This window comes from Roseibium sp. AWQ4_290 (genome assembly GCF_056160985.1).
This window is the reverse complement of sequence record NZ_JBSWYG010000010.1, coordinates 86163-100343: the sequence shown is the minus strand read 5'-3', so window position 1 is coordinate 100343 and position 14181 is coordinate 86163. Positions and strand designations below refer to the sequence as shown.

Sequence of the window (14181 nt, the reverse complement as noted above, 5' to 3'; positions counted from 1 at the left end):
GCCGTCTTGTCTCCTATGTTCAGGGACAAAGTCATAGGAAGGCAGCCCATGGTAACCGCAAAGACCAAACAGAAGATTTTTCAAACCTTTCTGGATCTTCTCAAAGACCACCCCTATGAGGACGTGTCGCTGCCGCTGGTGGCTGACACGGCTCAGGTCAAGCTGGCCGACATGCGTGCTGCCTTTGCCTCCAAGCTCGACCTTGTGATGGCCTTCACGGATCTGATCGACACCAAGGTTCTGGAAGACTTTGATCAGGATATGGACGACCAGCCGCCCCGGGACCGGCTGTTTGATGTGTTGATGACCCGTATAGATGCGCTGGCTGGCCACAAAGACGCCGTGCGGGCCCTGCACCGGGCGGCGCGCCGGGACCCAGCCCTGGCGCTGGAGTTCAACCGCCTGGAAGTGCGCTCCCAGAAATGGATGATGATGGCTGCTGGTATGCAGCTGTCCGGCCTGAAGGCGGCGGCGGCCTCCCAGGGGCTTGCCATTGCCTTTGCGAGGGTCGTCGAGGTTTGGCTGGACGAAGTGGATGAAGGCATGCCGCGCACCATGGCAAAGCTGGACAAGGAGCTGGACAAGGGCTCCGCCTTCATGCGGCGCCTGAATGGGTTGGACAGGCTGGCCGGCGGGGTGCGCTCGTTCCTGAAGCGGGCATCTTCAGGCCGCCGCCGTAGGCACAGGCAGGAGGAAACGTCCGACACCGACTATGGCGAAGAAGCCCCTGCGTAATACCAAACGCGGTCAAATGGGGCATGATCAACTGAGCTTGGTATGATGGGCTGGGCCAAACTCGCTTGATCCTGGCCTATGCAATCTCCACGGAACGGTTTGGTCCGGGTTCTCCCTTGCACCTCAAAGACGGTCCGGGCATGGTTTGGCTCAAAGAAAGAGGACAGACCGTGAGCGAGCAGATCAGTTTTGACGATTTTATGAAAGTGGATGTCCGGGTTGGACGCATTGTGGAAGCAGAGGTTTTTCCCGAAGCGCGGAAACCCGCCTACAAGATGCGGATCGACTTCGGCCCGGATCTCGGCATCAAGAAAACCTCCGCCCAGATCACAAGGCACTACACACCGGAAACGCTAGTTGGCAAGCTTGTGATGGCCGTCGTGAACTTCCCGCCGCGCCAGATCGGGCCGCTCATGTCCGAGGTGTTGACCCTTGGGGTGCCGGATGCGGACGGGGAGGTTGTTCTGATGGCCCCAGACAAGGATGTGCCCATCGGCGGGCGGCTTTTCTGAGCATGCAGAACGCGGCTGATTGCAGGAGTGCACCGCGTTCCGGTGGGGTCAATCTGTTTGACTTTGCGCTGTGATCGCCGGTGTCGGCCAGCGAAAGACAAATCCGATGAAGTGCGATTTGCCTAAGCCGGCACCCGGAGCCGGGCCCTTAGGCCGCCCAGGGGGCTTTCTTCCAGATAAAGATCGCCGCCATGGGACCGGGCAATGTCCCTTGCAATTGCAAGGCCGAGACCGCTGCCGGTCTCGTTCTGATTGCGGGCCAGATCCAGCCGGTGAAATGCCCGGAACGCAATCTCGCGTTCCTCTTCCGGAATGCCGGGGCCGTCATCATCCACACAGACTGTCAGCCAGCCGCGCTCAATCCGGCCGTCAACCTCGACCCGGTTGCCGTATTTGCAGCCATTGGTGACAAGGTTCGACAGGCAGCGTTTCATGGACAGGCGCTTGACCTCGGCCTCTGATGTGCCTTCGAACCTTGTGCTGACATTGTGGCCCGAGATCTCCGCTTCCTCTTCCAGCTCTTCCAGAAGCAGGGCCATGTCGGCGGTTTGTGTGTCTTCATCCGCATCGCCGCTGGCAAAGGCCAGATAGTCCTCCAGCATGTGGCTCATCTCGTCCACATCCTTGCGCATGGCGTCCCGCTCCGGTGTGTCTGACAGGAAGGCAAGCTGCAGGCGCATGCGGGTCAGGATGGTGCGCAGATCATGGCTGACCCCGGCCAGCATCGTGGTGCGCTGTTCGATCTGGCGCTCGATGCGCCTGCGCATGTCGATGAAGGCCCTGCTGGCGCGGCGCACTTCCCGGGCGCCGGTCGCCCGGAAATTGTCCACCGTGCGGCCTTTGCCGAAGGCCTCTGCGGCATCGGCAAGGCGGATGATCGGCCGGATCTGGTTGCGCAGGAACAAAAGCGCAATGATCAGCAGGACCAGGGAGGTGGAAAACATCCAGACCAGGAAAATATGGGAGTTGGAGGCAAAGGTCTGACTGCGCCGCGTAAACACCCTTAGGATGGAATCCTTCAGCTGGATGCGGATCTCCACAAAACGTGAGCGTCCCACCGTGTCGATCCAGAAGGGTTTGCCGATCTTCTTGCTGATGGCGAGGCTGAGTTCTTTGTCGATGACATCAAAAAAGGGTTTCGGGGCAGGTGGCGGCAGGGGTTCCAGCGGCAGAATGGTGGTCGACATGCCAAGGGCCCGGGACGCCATCTGCTCGATCTTGGCGTAGTCCGGATCCTGGGGATAGGCCTCCAGAACATAGACGATGGCCGCAATCTCCCGCACCACCGCCTCCGACATGCGCCGGGAGACGAGCTGGTAATGGCGCTCCATGAAGACAAAGACCAGCACGGATTGCAGGATCACGATGGGCGCAATGATGATCAGGAAGGTCCGGGTATAGAGCCCCTTGGGCATGATCCGGTACATGAACCGGGACAGGGCACGATAGGCGCGCAGCAGTAACCGGATGGGTGTGGACCGGACAAGTTTGCGCAAAAGAGGAGGTGGTTTGAGCATATCCTGCGGGTCAGTCGCAGGCCAGCCGGTAGCCGATGCCCCGGACGGTCTGAAGATAGATGGGGTTGCCGGGGTCGGCCTCGATCTTGCGCCTCAGCCGGTTGATCTGCACATCCACCGTCCGCTCGCCAAGACCACTGTCGCCGCCGACAATCTTGTGGCGCGGTACGGTGGCTCCAGGCTGTTCGGCAAAGATGGACAGAATCTGCTTTTCCCGGTCGGTCAAGCGAACCGGATCATCGCCGTTCTTGAGTTCTCCCCGGGAGGCATTGAAGGAAAACGGGCCGAAGCGGATCTCCTCTGTTGCCGTCGAGGGCTGGGCATTTCCGCGCCGCAGGATCGCGGCAATCCGCAAGAGAAGCTCCCGCGGCTCGAAAGGTTTGGGTAGATAGTCGTCCACGCCCGCCTCCAGCCCGGCGATCCTGTCATTGGCCTCGGACCGGGCAGTGAGCATCAGGATCGGCACCGTATTGTCCCGGCGCAGGTCCGCAGCCAGTTCCAGGCCGGTTTCCCCAGGCATCATCACATCCAGAATGATCAGGTCGAATTCCAGGCCTGAGAGGCAGGTCCGGGCTTCGGCGGCATTGGCCGCTGAGGAGACCCGATACCCGTTTTCTTTCAGGAGACGGGACAGAAGGTCCCGGATACGCTTGTCGTCATCGACCAGAAGAATATGGTTGGCATTGTCGTCGGGCACGGGGTCTTTCATGGTGGCCGGTACGTCCTTATCTGCTTGAGCCTCAAGCGGCATTTTAACCGCACAAAGAAGCTCGCCCATTTTATTGCGCAGCCCCCTTTGCGTACTGGTCCGGAGCCAGTTGCGCAGGAGAGTGGCGCTCAATCCTTGAGCGGGAACGGGCTTCTGACAAGCTTCAGAATGTCCGCGCGCGCATCCGGATCAATCATCTGCAGCAGGAATTGCCGCACGATTTCCTCGCTGCCATCTGGCAACCCAATTAGGGCACGTTCAAGGCGTTTTTGCTGCAGGCGGATCAGGCTTTCCGCCAGTTCAAAACCCCGGTCCGTGGTGTAGAGGAGCCGTTGACGGCGGTCATTGAGACCTGCGCGCTGCTCGATCATGCCTTCATCGACGAGCTGTTTGAGAACCCGGCCAAGGCTCTGCTTGGTAATGCGCAGGATGGCCAGAAGATCGGTGACCATGATGCCCGGATTGCGGCTGACAAAATGCAGCACGCGGTGATGGGCCCGGCCGAATTCGAACCCGGCCAGAACTTCATCCGGATCGCCGGTAAAATCCTTGTAGGCGAAGAACAGCAGCTCGATCAGGTCATGGGGCAGGGCTGTGCAGTCACCGGTCCGGTCCGGGCTGGCCGGCGGGCTGTCAGTGTCCTGCGGGGCCGGTTTGAAATTTACGTCAGCCATATTGACTTAATTCTGGTCGATTGTTACTTGTCAGCAGCCGCGAACGAAATGATCGGTCTCAAAGATGCTTTTTTAAGCATCTGATGCTAAACGAATCCGTTCACCGTTTCGGCGGCCATCAGGATACCGATAGTTGGCGTGCTGTGCAAAAGATACGGCAGCAAAACTGACGCAAGCCTTTGGCGTTATTTGCGTCTGTTGCAAGAAAACAATAAGCGCTCAGTGAGCGGGCGGGAGATGAAACATGGCAGGAACGCCTTTTGATCAGCTCAGTGGTGATATCTGGTACGACGGGGTGTTTGTGCCCTGGTCGGATGCGAAGCTTCATGTGCTGAGCCACGGACTGCATTACGGAAGCAGCGTGTTTGAAGGCGAACGGGCCTATGGCGGCCAGATTTTCAAATCTGAGGACCATACAGAGCGTCTGCTGGAATCTGCACGGACCTTGGGCTTCGAGATCCCCTGGAGCGCGGATGAGATCAACGCGGCCAAGGAAGACACCCTTCAGCGCATGCAACTCAGCGATGCCTATATCCGCCCGGTGGCCTGGCGCGGTAGTGAGATGATGGGCATTTCCGCCCAGAGCAACACCATTCATCTGGCCATCGCCGCCTGGGAATGGCCGAGCTATTTCAAGCCGGAAGAGCGCCTGAAGGGCATCCGGCTGGACATGGCGGAGTACCGCCGTCCGGATCCCAAGACCGCTCCCTACAAAGCCAAGGCGGCGGGTCTTTACATGATCTGCACCATTTCCAAACATGCGGCCGAGGCCAAGGGCTACGCGGATGCGCTGATGCTGGACTGGCGGGGGCAGGTGGCGGAATGCACCGGGGCGAATGTGTTCTTCGTCAAGGAGGGCAAGATCCACACGCCGGTGCCGGACTGTTTTCTGGATGGCATCACCCGGCGCACGGTGATCGCTCTGGCCCGCGACCGGGGAATCGAGGTGGTCGAGCGGACCATCCTGCCGGATGAATTGCCCGGTTTTGAACAGTGTTTCGTCACCGGAACGGCTGCGGAAGTCACGCCGGTCTCCGAGATTGCCGGGACCTCTTTCCAGGTGGGCGACATCATCAAGACCTTGATGGAAGATTATGACGCTGCAGTGCGCCCGAATGCGCCTGAACTCAAGGCGGCTGCTGGCTGAGCTTCAAGCTGGTTTTCCCGAAAGAGCAAAGCAAGACGCGCAGTCAAAGGCGGTGTTCCCATCAGGGGCGCCGCCTTTTGTCTTTCAGGCTTGCCGGGCAGGGTCCTCATGGAGCGCGTGGAACATCCGTCCCCGTTCGGCAAACAGGATACAGCCCATAGCGCACAGGCCGTAAAGGCAAAAGGCAAGGCTGAGAGGCTGGGTTGTGCCGTTGAAGAACTGGCCCATAATATAGCCGAGAATAGCACCGCCCAGGGTGCTGACCGTGCCGATCACGGAAGAGGCGGTGCCGGCAATCTCGCCGAGAGGTTCCATGGCCATGGCGTTGAAATTAGCGCCGATGAAGCCGAAGCTGGTCATGGTCAGGGTCACGAGCACAAGAAACACCCAGAACGTGTCCAGTCCGAGGGCTGCACACAGCCACAGGAGAAACCCGAGGGCTGTGTAGACGACTGTCGCGCCGTGGGACAGGCGGCGCATACCGAGGGCCTCCACAAGCTGCGCATTGGTAAAAGACGAGACGGCCATGGTTATCGCGATGGCCGCGAAGACCAGCGGGAACAAGGTGCCAAGGCCGTAGATCTCGACAAAGATCTGCTGGGACATGGCCAGAAACGAGAACAGGCCCCCAAAAATGAAGGCCATTCCGACCGTATAGCCCAGGCTGACGCGCAGGGTGAGGGCGGTGGCATAGGCGCTGAGAATGGCCGGCAGAACCATGGGGCGGCGCTTTTCCGAAGCCAGGGTCTCCGGCATCCGGACCGCAGACCAGACCATCATGATGACACCCGAAGCCAGGAGAAGGGCGAAGATCCAGTGCCAGCCGGCCACCAGCAGAACAGCCTGTCCGATGGAGGGGGCCACCACGGGCACCGCCATGAATACCATCATCACCAGCGACATCACCTTGCCCATGCGCCGGCCGGTGTAACAGTCCCGGACCACGGACAGAACCGCGACCCGGGCTGCCGCGCAGCCGACCCCTTGCAGGGTGCGGGAGGCAAGCAGGGTGCCCAGGTCATTGGCGAAGATCGCCGCCACACTGGCCAAGCTGTAAAGGGCCAAACCGCCAACCAGAACCCTGCGGCGGCCAAAGGCATCGGTCACCGGGCCAAAGAAGAATTGGGCACCGCCGAATCCGGCAAGATAGGACAGGAGCACAAGCTGACGATTGTTCTCTTCAACAATGTTCAAAGCTTCGCCAATGGCCGGAAGCGCGGGCAGCATCACATCGATGGCCATGGCATTCAGGGCCATGATCATGGCGATAATGGTAACAAACTCGGCAAAGGGGATGCCCGGATCGCGCAGCACTTCAGGTTCTGCAGAAGCCTGGGACGGGGACACCGTCTGCTGTCCGTCAGCGGCAGCATCGGAAGAATTCAATTCGTGTTTCACGGGGCCGGAACCAGTTCAGGGTGGCGGAAGGGCAAGCCAACTGTTGGGAGGAATGCACAAATTTCTTGGGTGCAATCAACGATCAGGAGTATACTTGGTGGTGCTGCTCACGTCCAGCGCGCGGCGTCCTTGTCATCGCTTTGCTTGGCCTCAACCCAGTTGCTTGTGCTGCCGTCGGCCAGATGTTCCTTTTTCCAGAACGGGGCGCGGGTCTTCAGGAAATCCATCAGGAAATTGGCCGCCTCAAAGGCGGCCCGGCGGTGGGCGGAGGCCGCTATCACGAGCACAATGTTTTCGCCCGGCGGAATCCGGCCATAGCGGTGCAGCACGGTCAGGCCGGTCAGCGGCCAGCGGGTCGCCGCCTCTTGCGCGATGCGCTCCAGTTCCGCTTCGGCCATGCCCGGATAATGTTCCAGTTCCAGCGCTTCCAGCGTTCCGGCCTCATCCCGGCAGAGCCCAGTGAATGTCACCAGAGCGCCCACATCCTTGCGTCCTGCGGTCAGTCGCCGGGCTTCGTCCTCAGCGCTGAAATCCTGTGCCTGAACACGGACGAGCGGCGTGATCGAGCCGGCGTGTGCGGGAGCCCCAGCCGTCATGGCTCAGCCGCCGGTCATGGGCGGAAAGAACGCGATCTCGCGGGCGCTGCCGAGCGGGGCATCCAGCTCCACATGTTCCTGGTCCAGCGCCACGCGGATGGCCTCTTCGTCTTCAAAGGCGGCTTCATGGGAGGCATCCAGGCCTTTGAGATGGGCAATCAGGTCGGCAACGGTCTGAAGGTTGGCGGGAAGGTCAAGCTGCTCTTCCTCAAGGCCAACCCGTTCACGAACCCAGGCGAAATAGCGGATAATCATAAGCGTCCTTCAGGCCATGGCCGTGGCTGGACACCGGGGGCCGGTGCCGCAGACCGGGCCTATTCGGTGATAAGATGGCCGATCCCGGCCCGGAAATAGTCGTAGCCCGTATATAGGGTCAAAGTTGCGGCGAGCCAGAGCGCGATCAGGCCGGTAAGGGTTGTATAGGCAAAGACTGTGTCTCCGGCGGGACCAGCCAGCAGAAAGGCAATGGCGATCAGCTGTACGGTGGTCTTCCATTTGGCAAGCTTGGTCACAGGCACGCTGACCTGTAGTTCGGCCAGGAACTCCCGCAGGCCCGACACGAGGATTTCCCGGCACAGGATGATGATGGCGGCCACCAGCGACCAGTTGCCGATGGTGCCGTCTGCAGCCAGCATGAGCAGGCAGACGGAGACGAGCAGTTTGTCTGCAATGGGGTCCAGCATTCGCCCGAGGGCGGATTGCTGCTGCCAGGCCCGGGCCAGATAGCCGTCAAAGAAGTCTGTAATGGCCGCGATCACAAACAGGCCGAGCGCGATCCAGCGCGGGGTTGCGCCCTCGAAGTAAAAACAGGCGGCAACGGCGGGAACCGCCAGGATGCGCCCATAAGTCAGGAGATTGGGCAGGCTCAGAGCAACGTTTCGTTTCATGTCGGCTTTCAAGCGTGGAATGGGCCCGGCCGGGCAGGCTGCCGTAGGATATGCAGACGGGGTCGGGGCCGTCCGCCTTGCCGGACGTTCCGGCCCTCGTTCAATCGAACAGGGTGTCGCCCTGCTGGTCAATCATCATTTTGGCTTTGCGGATCATTTCATTGGCCGCATCTGTTTCTCCAGGCATCACATCTGCGCGGATGAAACGGTGGCTCTTGGTCTCCCCGTCCACATCCTTTTCGATCCGGCCGGCAACTTGCCACTGGCCGCCGGAGGACATGGGCTCGGCGATGATCCGGAAGCCGTCATGCTCAACCGTGGTTGTCTTTGAGGCGGCCTTGGCCGCGCTGTCTGAGGACGCCCCGAACAGCGTCTTGAACATCTTGCCGAGCATTGCCGCCCACTCCCATTGCATTTGCCCCCTTTTACGGGCGTGTGCGGGCCGCTTCAAGGGGCAAAGACATGTTTGGAACCGGGCGGTTGGCAGGAGCGCACCGCGTTTCTGGGGATTCGAACCGTCTTGTTGTTTGCGTTGAAATACCTGATGTCAGGCAGCGGCACGCAAATCCACTGACCCGTGATTTGCTCTGAAGAGAAAGCCGCATGGGGCCGCGGGGGCGCCCAAGGAGGCTGGCGGTTACCCGAGCTGCCGCTGCCGCCAATGATGACGGCACAGGGACACATAGGTTTCGTTGCCACCGATCACGACCTGATCGCCTTCTTCAACGATCCGGCCGTCGCTGTCGAGGCGGGCAACCATGGTCGCCTTGCGGCCGCACCAGCAGATCGTCTTGATTTCCTTCAGATTGTCGGCAATGGCCAGAAGGGCGGCGCTGCCGGGAAAGAGCTTCCCCTGAAAATCCGTGCGCAGGCCGAAACACATGACCGGAATGCGCAGCTGATCAGACACATCCGCCAGCTGCCAGACCTGGCGCTCGGTCAGAAACTGGGCTTCGTCCACGAAAACAGCGTCCACACTCCGGGCCGCATGGGCACGCTTCACATGTTCCAGAATATCGTCGCTGCTGGCAAAGATATCCGCATCCGCTGCCAGCCCGATCCGCGATGCGATCCGCCCCTTTCCGGCCCGCTCGTCAAAGGCGGCAATGAGCAGGAGCGTGGTCATGCCCCGCTCCTTGTAGTTATACGCGGCCTGCAGCAGCACCGTCGACTTGCCGGCATTCATGGAGGAATAGTTGAAATAGAGTTTGGCCATATATGCGCGTTCCGGGTCAGCCGGGGCGGCTTTCGCATGGGTCCCGGCTGAGGTGCCTTTCAAGTGGTCGGGCTTTTGCCGGCGGTCAAAGAGCCGCCCGCTGCCTTTGGGAATCGGTTTCACATCCGGGGCAGTTTTCCCAATCCGCGCGCCATGCTCAAATACTTTCCGCGGTAAACCACAGCTGGGGCCGTTTTTTCAGGGCTTGCCGCCCGATGTTCTAAATCTTGCCTTGCGCGGGAAGGTCCAGGTCGACAATCAGGGGCACATGGTCCGACCCGATGTCCGGGCCCACGGCAACACTCTGCACAGTCACGTTTTGGGAGACCGCAAACTGGTCGACGGGGGCGCCCAGAATCCAGTGCAGCCGGTAGTCGAAGAAGAACCGGGTAGTCTGCGGCCAGCCGCCCGGATAGGCGGTCTTCAGGTTATTGCCGGCCAGAAGATCCTGAAAGCGGCTGGACCAAGGGGCGGTGTTCCAGTCGCCGATGATCACCAGAGGATCGGCCCCCTGGTCCTGAATGTCCTGCACCAGCATATCCGCTTCTTCCAGATAAAGCCGCCGGTTTTCCCAGCGGACCGGATTGCGCGGACTGTCCGGGTGGACTGCGATCAGATGCAGGGCGTCGGAGCCCGTGTCGAGAACCACATGCAGCAGCTCCCGGTCAGCCTCATGGATGACGCTGGCGCCCGCATGCAGTTTCCCTTTGACGATGCGTGATGCGGATTTGAGAATGGGAAACCGGGAGTAGATGACCAGGTCTTCCGAGGCTCCGACCTTCAGGTAACCTGGAAAGCCGTTCTTGCCGACGCTGCCGACCTCAAGATCAAGCTTGTTCCAGCGCCGTTTCTGCAGATACCACATGGCTTCCTGAATCACGACAATATCGGGCTTCTCCCGCTCCAGAAGGGACGTGACTTCCTTGTCGCCCAGGAACTTGCGCTCAATATTCATCGAGACGATCTTGATCGGCTTGCCGCCGTCCCGGGCCGGTTCCAGGCGTGCTGTGTTGTCAAGAGTGCGCAGGCCTGTCAGGCCGGCCAGAGCTGCAAAGACCAGAACGGTGAGCGCAAAGGCGGCCCGGTAAAGCCTTGGGAAGCGGTGTGGCAGCCACAGCCCTGCAAGCCCTGTGGCACAGCCCGCAAGGCCAAGGCCGAGGAACTGGCGCAGAAAGAAGCTCATATTGTCCGCAAACCAGTTGTCCGGCGCCACAAAGGCGGCAAGGCCGAGAACGCTGAAAACAACAGCGCCGAACAGGGCTGCCCAGCAGACAAGACTGGCCAAAAGGGCAAGGAGTGACCGGCGGAGCGAAGGGGCGGAAGAAGACATAGCGGGATCAATCAGGAGAACTGTGGCGTTTTCAAGAGACGCCGGAAGGCATAAACGTTGGAGCCGTCCCTAACACAGATGCCGGATTCTGTCGGCATCAAACAGGTTTGGGGCGCTTAACGCCTAAAATTTACTCATGGAAGTGGTCATAAACCAGACGGGCAATGGCTTCGGAAATACCAGGAACAGCGGCCAGATCCTCAAGGCCTGCCTTGGACACGGCTTTGGCGGTGCCGAAATGGCGCAGGAGAGCTTTCTTGCGTGTGGGGCCAATTCCGGAGATCTCGTCCAGAGGATTGCGGACAATATCCTTCTTGCGCCGGGCCCGGTGGCTGCCAATGGCAAAGCGGTGGGCCTCATCACGCAGGCGCTGGACAAAATAGAGCACCGGATCGCGCTCCGGCAGCATGAAGGACTGCCTGCCGGGGATGAAGAATTTTTCCCGGCCCGCATCCCGGTCCGGCCCCTTGGCAATGCCGACCAGTGGTATGTCGGTGATGCCGAGGGCTTCAAGGGTTTCCCTGGCCGCGCTCAACTGGCCCAGGCCGCCATCGATCAGCACCAGATCCGGCCAGGCGGGCATGTCAGTGGAAAGATCTGGTGCCGTGTCCTGGGCGGAGGCGTTCTCCGGTGTGTCTTCCCCTCTTCCGGGTGCCTCCGGGCTGGCGGTGGGAGCGGCCTCCCGTGCGTGGTCCTTCAGCAGCCTTGAAAACCGCCGGGTCAGCACTTCGCGCATCATGCCGTAGTCATCGCCGGGCACAAGATCTTCCGACTTGATGTTGAACTTGCGGTACTGGCCTTTGGTAAAGCCTTCCGGGCCGGCAACGATCATGCCGCCAACCGCATTGGTGCCCATGATGTGCGAGTTGTCGTAGACCTCGATCCGGCGGGGCGGGAAGGACAGGTCAAAGGCGTCGGCAACCCCTTTCAACAGCCGGGCCTGGCTGGAAGTCTCCGCAAGACGGCGGCCAAGCGCCTCGCGGGCATTGGTCAGGGCGTGGGCCACCAGATCCTTTTTTTCGCCGCGCCGGGGCACGGCGACCTCCACCTTGTGCCCGGTGCGTTCGCTCAAGGCTTCGGCCAGAAGGTCCTGTTCGGCAAGGGCATGGGTCAGCAGGATCTGTTTCGGGGCAGGCTTGTCATCGTAGAACTGGGCCAGAAAGCTCTCCAGGACCTCCGCTTCTTCAAGTGATTTGTCGGCCTTTGGAAAATAGGCCCGGTTGCCCCAGTTCTGGCCCGTGCGGAAGAAGAACACCTGAACGCAGGTCTGGCCGCCCTCCTGGTGGATCGCAAAGACATCCGCCTCCTGGACCGACTGGGGGTTGATGCCCTGGTGGGACTGAACATGGGACAGGGCGGCGAGCCTGTCCCGGTAGATTGCGGCGCGTTCGAATTCCAGATCCGCAGAGGCCTTTTCCATCTGTTCGGCCAGCTGGGTCTTGATCAGCTGGCTGCGTCCGGACAGGAACGCCTTGGCTTCCGACACAAGCCCGGCATAGTCCTGCGGATCGATTTCTCCGGTGCAGGGGCCTGCACAGCGTTTGATCTGGTATTGCAGGCAAGGGCGGGAGCGGTTCTCGTAGTAGCTGTCCGAACAGGTCCGGATCAGGAAGGCCTTTTGCAGCGCGTTGATGGTCCGGTCTACCGCTCCGGCAGAAGCAAACGGGCCGAAATAGTCGCCCTTGCGCTTTCTGGCGCCCCGGTGCTTGACGATTGCAGCAGCCTCGTGGTCCCCGGTGACGAGAATATAGGGAAACGACTTGTCGTCGCGCAGCAGTACATTGAACCGGGGGCGCAGCCGTTTGATCAGGTTGGCTTCCAGAAGCAGGGCTTCCGGTTCTGTGCGGGTAACGACAAATTCCATGGCCGCAGTCGACAGGATCATGCGCATGATCCGGTTGGACTGACCCTGAAGCCGGGTGTAGCTGGTCACCCGTTTTTTCAGGCTCCGGGCCTTGCCCACATAGAGCACGTCCCCGGCCTCGTCCATCATCCGGTAGACGCCGGGCCCGTTGGGCAGACGCTTGACCTCATTGGCAATCACCTCAACGCCCTTGAGCTTCGCCTTTGGCGTTTCCTTGCTGTCATGGGTCCCGGTGCTGTCAGGAACCCCGTTGCTTTCAGGGGAAACAGCTTTGGGCGCGTCTGGAGAATCGGATGTGTCCTGCATGACAGGTATTTAGTGCATCAGGCAGCTATTCTGAAGCGTTTGATCCCGGCTGGTGACACCAGTCCGTCAGCTGATATTGCCGACCAGATAAACAATGGCAATATAAAGCGCGTAGGCGCCAGTCATGGCAAGGCCTGCTAATCTGTTGAGGCAGATGCGGCAACCGGCGAGAACGGTGAGAAGAACCGCGCAGGCCAGCATCACCCAGACATCCAGCTTCAAGACCTCGGACGTTACGTCAATCGGGATCACCACCGCAGTGATGCCGATAATGGCCAGAAGATTGAAGATGTTTGATCCGATGACATTGCCGATGGCAACGGCGCCCTGCTGACGGATGGCGGCCATAACGGTGGTGGCCAGTTCCGGCAACGACGTGCCGAGCGCGATAATGGTCAGTCCAATCACGGCGTCGCTGACACCCCAGTCCGTTGCAATGGAAGTGGCGCCTGAAATGGTGAAATGGGCGCCGAGCGGCAGGCCGACCAGCCCGAGGCCGATATAGACCAGGGCGATCCACACGGATTCTGGAATGTCTTCCACATCGTCCAGCGCGTCCTCTTCATCGTCGTCCGAATCAAAGTCGGCCACGGCCGCACCGGCTGCCGCCGCCGCGATGCTTTTCTGTTCCCGCCGGTGGCGCCGGGCGACAAGAGTGGAGGCCCCCAGAAAGAGCGCGAGCAGCGCCAGCAGCATGAGGCCGTCGCCAAGGCCGATCGGGGGATAAAAACACATGGCAATGAAGACCACGGTGACCGCGACCATGAACAGAGCATTGCGAGTTGCGCCCTCTTCCCCGCACGGGGTGGCGGCGATCAGGGCGGGCATGCCGAGCACCAGTAGTACATTGGCAATGTTGGATCCGATCACATTGCCGATTGCGATCCCGGCGGCATTGTCCATGGCGGCTTTCAGGGAAATGACCAGTTCGGGTGCCGAGGTGCCGAAGGCAACAATGGTAAGGCCGATGACCAGATTGGGAATCCCGAGACGCTGGGCCACGCCGACGGAGCCCCTGACCAGGACGTCGCCGGCAATAATAAGCACAACCAGTCCGCCTGCGAGGCTAATATAGTCAAACAGCATCTAAGAGTTCCGGTTCGGGGTTCGCGACGGCTCGTACAACGTTTGGCGGGGGCGCGCACGTCAGTTGCGCGCCTTATACGCAATAGATTGGGTTGGGGAAACCCGGCGACAAGCATCTTTGCATGTGTCGGGTTGCAAATTGCAAAAGCCTTAAGAGCCAATTTACCAGGACAGAAAGTTGCCCGCTTTTGTCACCAAAACTCC

The 14181-nt window shown here is 60.4% G+C and carries 15 protein-coding genes; 3 read left to right on the top strand and 12 right to left on the bottom strand.

The genetic code is table 11. From position 1 onward, the window contains the following. The first annotated feature begins 48 nt into the window (after positions 1-48). Positions 49-735, top strand: a complete 687-nt coding sequence (locus tag ACXAH0_RS11910) for a TetR/AcrR family transcriptional regulator (RefSeq protein ID WP_475191459.1) — start codon at positions 49-51, stop codon at positions 733-735. Positions 736-875: 140 nt separating this feature from the next. Beyond that, positions 876-1247: a tRNA-binding protein gene (locus tag ACXAH0_RS11905; protein WP_475191457.1), complete on the top strand. Its 372-nt coding sequence runs from the start codon at positions 876-878 to the stop codon at positions 1245-1247. A gap of 122 nt (positions 1248-1369) precedes the next feature. Here ACXAH0_RS11905 and ACXAH0_RS11900 read toward each other — a convergent pair whose 3' ends face one another. The 3 genes from ACXAH0_RS11900 to ACXAH0_RS11890 all read right to left on the bottom strand — a co-directional run bounded on the left by ACXAH0_RS11900 (position 1370) and on the right by ACXAH0_RS11890 (position 4147). Continuing rightward, positions 1370-2674 carry an ATP-binding protein gene (locus ACXAH0_RS11900; RefSeq protein WP_475191572.1) on the bottom strand — a complete coding sequence of 435 codons (1305 nt, stop codon included), beginning with the start codon at positions 2672-2674 and terminating at the stop codon, positions 1370-1372. Between the two features lie 100 nt (positions 2675-2774). After that, positions 2775-3473: a response regulator gene (locus ACXAH0_RS11895; protein WP_475174809.1), complete on the bottom strand. Its 699-nt coding sequence runs from the start codon at positions 3471-3473 to the stop codon at positions 2775-2777. 128 nt (positions 3474-3601) lie between these two features. Continuing rightward, on the bottom strand, positions 3602-4147 hold the full coding sequence (locus ACXAH0_RS11890; protein WP_475174806.1) for a MarR family winged helix-turn-helix transcriptional regulator: 546 nt from the start codon (positions 4145-4147) through the stop codon (positions 3602-3604). A gap of 244 nt (positions 4148-4391) precedes the next feature. On the opposite strand from ACXAH0_RS11890, the gene ACXAH0_RS11885 reads away from it, so the two are divergent. After that, positions 4392-5294 carry a branched-chain amino acid aminotransferase gene (locus ACXAH0_RS11885; RefSeq protein ID WP_475174804.1) on the top strand — a complete coding sequence of 301 codons (903 nt, stop codon included), beginning with the start codon at positions 4392-4394 and terminating at the stop codon, positions 5292-5294. Between the two features lie 84 nt (positions 5295-5378). Here ACXAH0_RS11885 and ACXAH0_RS11880 read toward each other — a convergent pair whose 3' ends face one another. From ACXAH0_RS11880 to ACXAH0_RS11840, 9 genes are all read right to left on the bottom strand, one after another. Next, entirely contained in the window at positions 5379-6692 is a 1314-nt protein-coding gene (locus ACXAH0_RS11880; protein WP_475174802.1) for a multidrug effflux MFS transporter, read from the bottom strand. Positions 6693-6799: 107 nt separating this feature from the next. Then, complete coding sequence (locus ACXAH0_RS11875; RefSeq protein WP_475191455.1) at positions 6800-7288, bottom strand: molybdenum cofactor biosynthesis protein MoaE; 489 nt, start codon at positions 7286-7288, stop codon at positions 6800-6802. Positions 7289-7291: 3 nt separating this feature from the next. Then, entirely contained in the window at positions 7292-7543 is a 252-nt protein-coding gene (gene moaD / locus ACXAH0_RS11870) for a molybdopterin converting factor subunit 1 (RefSeq protein WP_475174799.1), read from the bottom strand. Positions 7544-7602: 59 nt separating this feature from the next. Beyond that, positions 7603-8175 carry a CDP-diacylglycerol--glycerol-3-phosphate 3-phosphatidyltransferase gene (pgsA, locus tag ACXAH0_RS11865; RefSeq protein WP_475174798.1) on the bottom strand — a complete coding sequence of 191 codons (573 nt, stop codon included), beginning with the start codon at positions 8173-8175 and terminating at the stop codon, positions 7603-7605. Positions 8176-8275: 100 nt separating this feature from the next. Next, the gene (locus ACXAH0_RS11860) at positions 8276-8569 is read right to left on the bottom strand and encodes an HlyU family transcriptional regulator (protein WP_475174795.1); all 294 of its coding nucleotides are present in this window, start codon (positions 8567-8569) and stop codon (positions 8276-8278) included. Positions 8570-8812: 243 nt separating this feature from the next. Next, complete coding sequence (locus ACXAH0_RS11855; RefSeq protein ID WP_475174999.1) at positions 8813-9391, bottom strand: thymidine kinase; 579 nt, start codon at positions 9389-9391, stop codon at positions 8813-8815. A 220-nt stretch (positions 9392-9611) separates the two neighbouring features. Continuing rightward, a complete protein-coding gene (locus ACXAH0_RS11850) occupies positions 9612-10721 on the bottom strand; it encodes an endonuclease/exonuclease/phosphatase family protein (protein ID WP_475174793.1) in 1110 nt (369 codons plus the stop codon). 130 nt (positions 10722-10851) lie between these two features. After that, entirely contained in the window at positions 10852-12891 is a 2040-nt protein-coding gene (gene uvrC / locus ACXAH0_RS11845) for an excinuclease ABC subunit UvrC (RefSeq protein WP_475191453.1), read from the bottom strand. A gap of 66 nt (positions 12892-12957) precedes the next feature. Continuing rightward, entirely contained in the window at positions 12958-13977 is a 1020-nt protein-coding gene (locus ACXAH0_RS11840) for a calcium/sodium antiporter (RefSeq protein ID WP_475174788.1), read from the bottom strand. Between the last annotated feature and the right edge of the window lie 204 nt (positions 13978-14181).

What these genes read in the sequence shown, in the direction of transcription:
- ACXAH0_RS11910 (WP_475191459.1), top strand. Translation starts at nt 49, where the DNA reads ATGGTAACCGCAAAGACCAAACAGAAGATTTTTCAAACCTTTCTGGAT.
- ACXAH0_RS11905 (WP_475191457.1), top strand. Translation starts at nt 876, where the DNA reads ATGGTTTGGCTCAAAGAAAGAGGACAGACCGTGAGCGAGCAGATCAGT.
- ACXAH0_RS11900 (WP_475191572.1), bottom strand. Translation starts at nt 2,674, where the DNA reads ATGTACCGGATCATGCCCAAGGGGCTCTATACCCGGACCTTCCTGATC.
- ACXAH0_RS11895 (WP_475174809.1), bottom strand. Translation starts at nt 3,473, where the DNA reads ATGAAAGACCCCGTGCCCGACGACAATGCCAACCATATTCTTCTGGTC.
- ACXAH0_RS11890 (WP_475174806.1), bottom strand. Translation starts at nt 4,147, where the DNA reads ATGGCTGACGTAAATTTCAAACCGGCCCCGCAGGACACTGACAGCCCG.
- ACXAH0_RS11885 (WP_475174804.1), top strand. Translation starts at nt 4,392, where the DNA reads ATGGCAGGAACGCCTTTTGATCAGCTCAGTGGTGATATCTGGTACGAC.
- ACXAH0_RS11875 (WP_475191455.1), bottom strand. Translation starts at nt 7,288, where the DNA reads ATGACGGCTGGGGCTCCCGCACACGCCGGCTCGATCACGCCGCTCGTC.
- moaD (WP_475174799.1), bottom strand. Translation starts at nt 7,543, where the DNA reads ATGATTATCCGCTATTTCGCCTGGGTTCGTGAACGGGTTGGCCTTGAG.
- pgsA (WP_475174798.1), bottom strand. Translation starts at nt 8,175, where the DNA reads ATGAAACGAAACGTTGCTCTGAGCCTGCCCAATCTCCTGACTTATGGG.
- ACXAH0_RS11860 (WP_475174795.1), bottom strand. Translation starts at nt 8,569, where the DNA reads ATGCTCGGCAAGATGTTCAAGACGCTGTTCGGGGCGTCCTCAGACAGC.
- ACXAH0_RS11855 (WP_475174999.1), bottom strand. Translation starts at nt 9,391, where the DNA reads ATGGCCAAACTCTATTTCAACTATTCCTCCATGAATGCCGGCAAGTCG.
- ACXAH0_RS11850 (WP_475174793.1), bottom strand. Translation starts at nt 10,721, where the DNA reads ATGTCTTCTTCCGCCCCTTCGCTCCGCCGGTCACTCCTTGCCCTTTTG.
- uvrC (WP_475191453.1), bottom strand. Translation starts at nt 12,891, where the DNA reads ATGCAGGACACATCCGATTCTCCAGACGCGCCCAAAGCTGTTTCCCCT.
- ACXAH0_RS11840 (WP_475174788.1), bottom strand. Translation starts at nt 13,977, where the DNA reads ATGCTGTTTGACTATATTAGCCTCGCAGGCGGACTGGTTGTGCTTATT.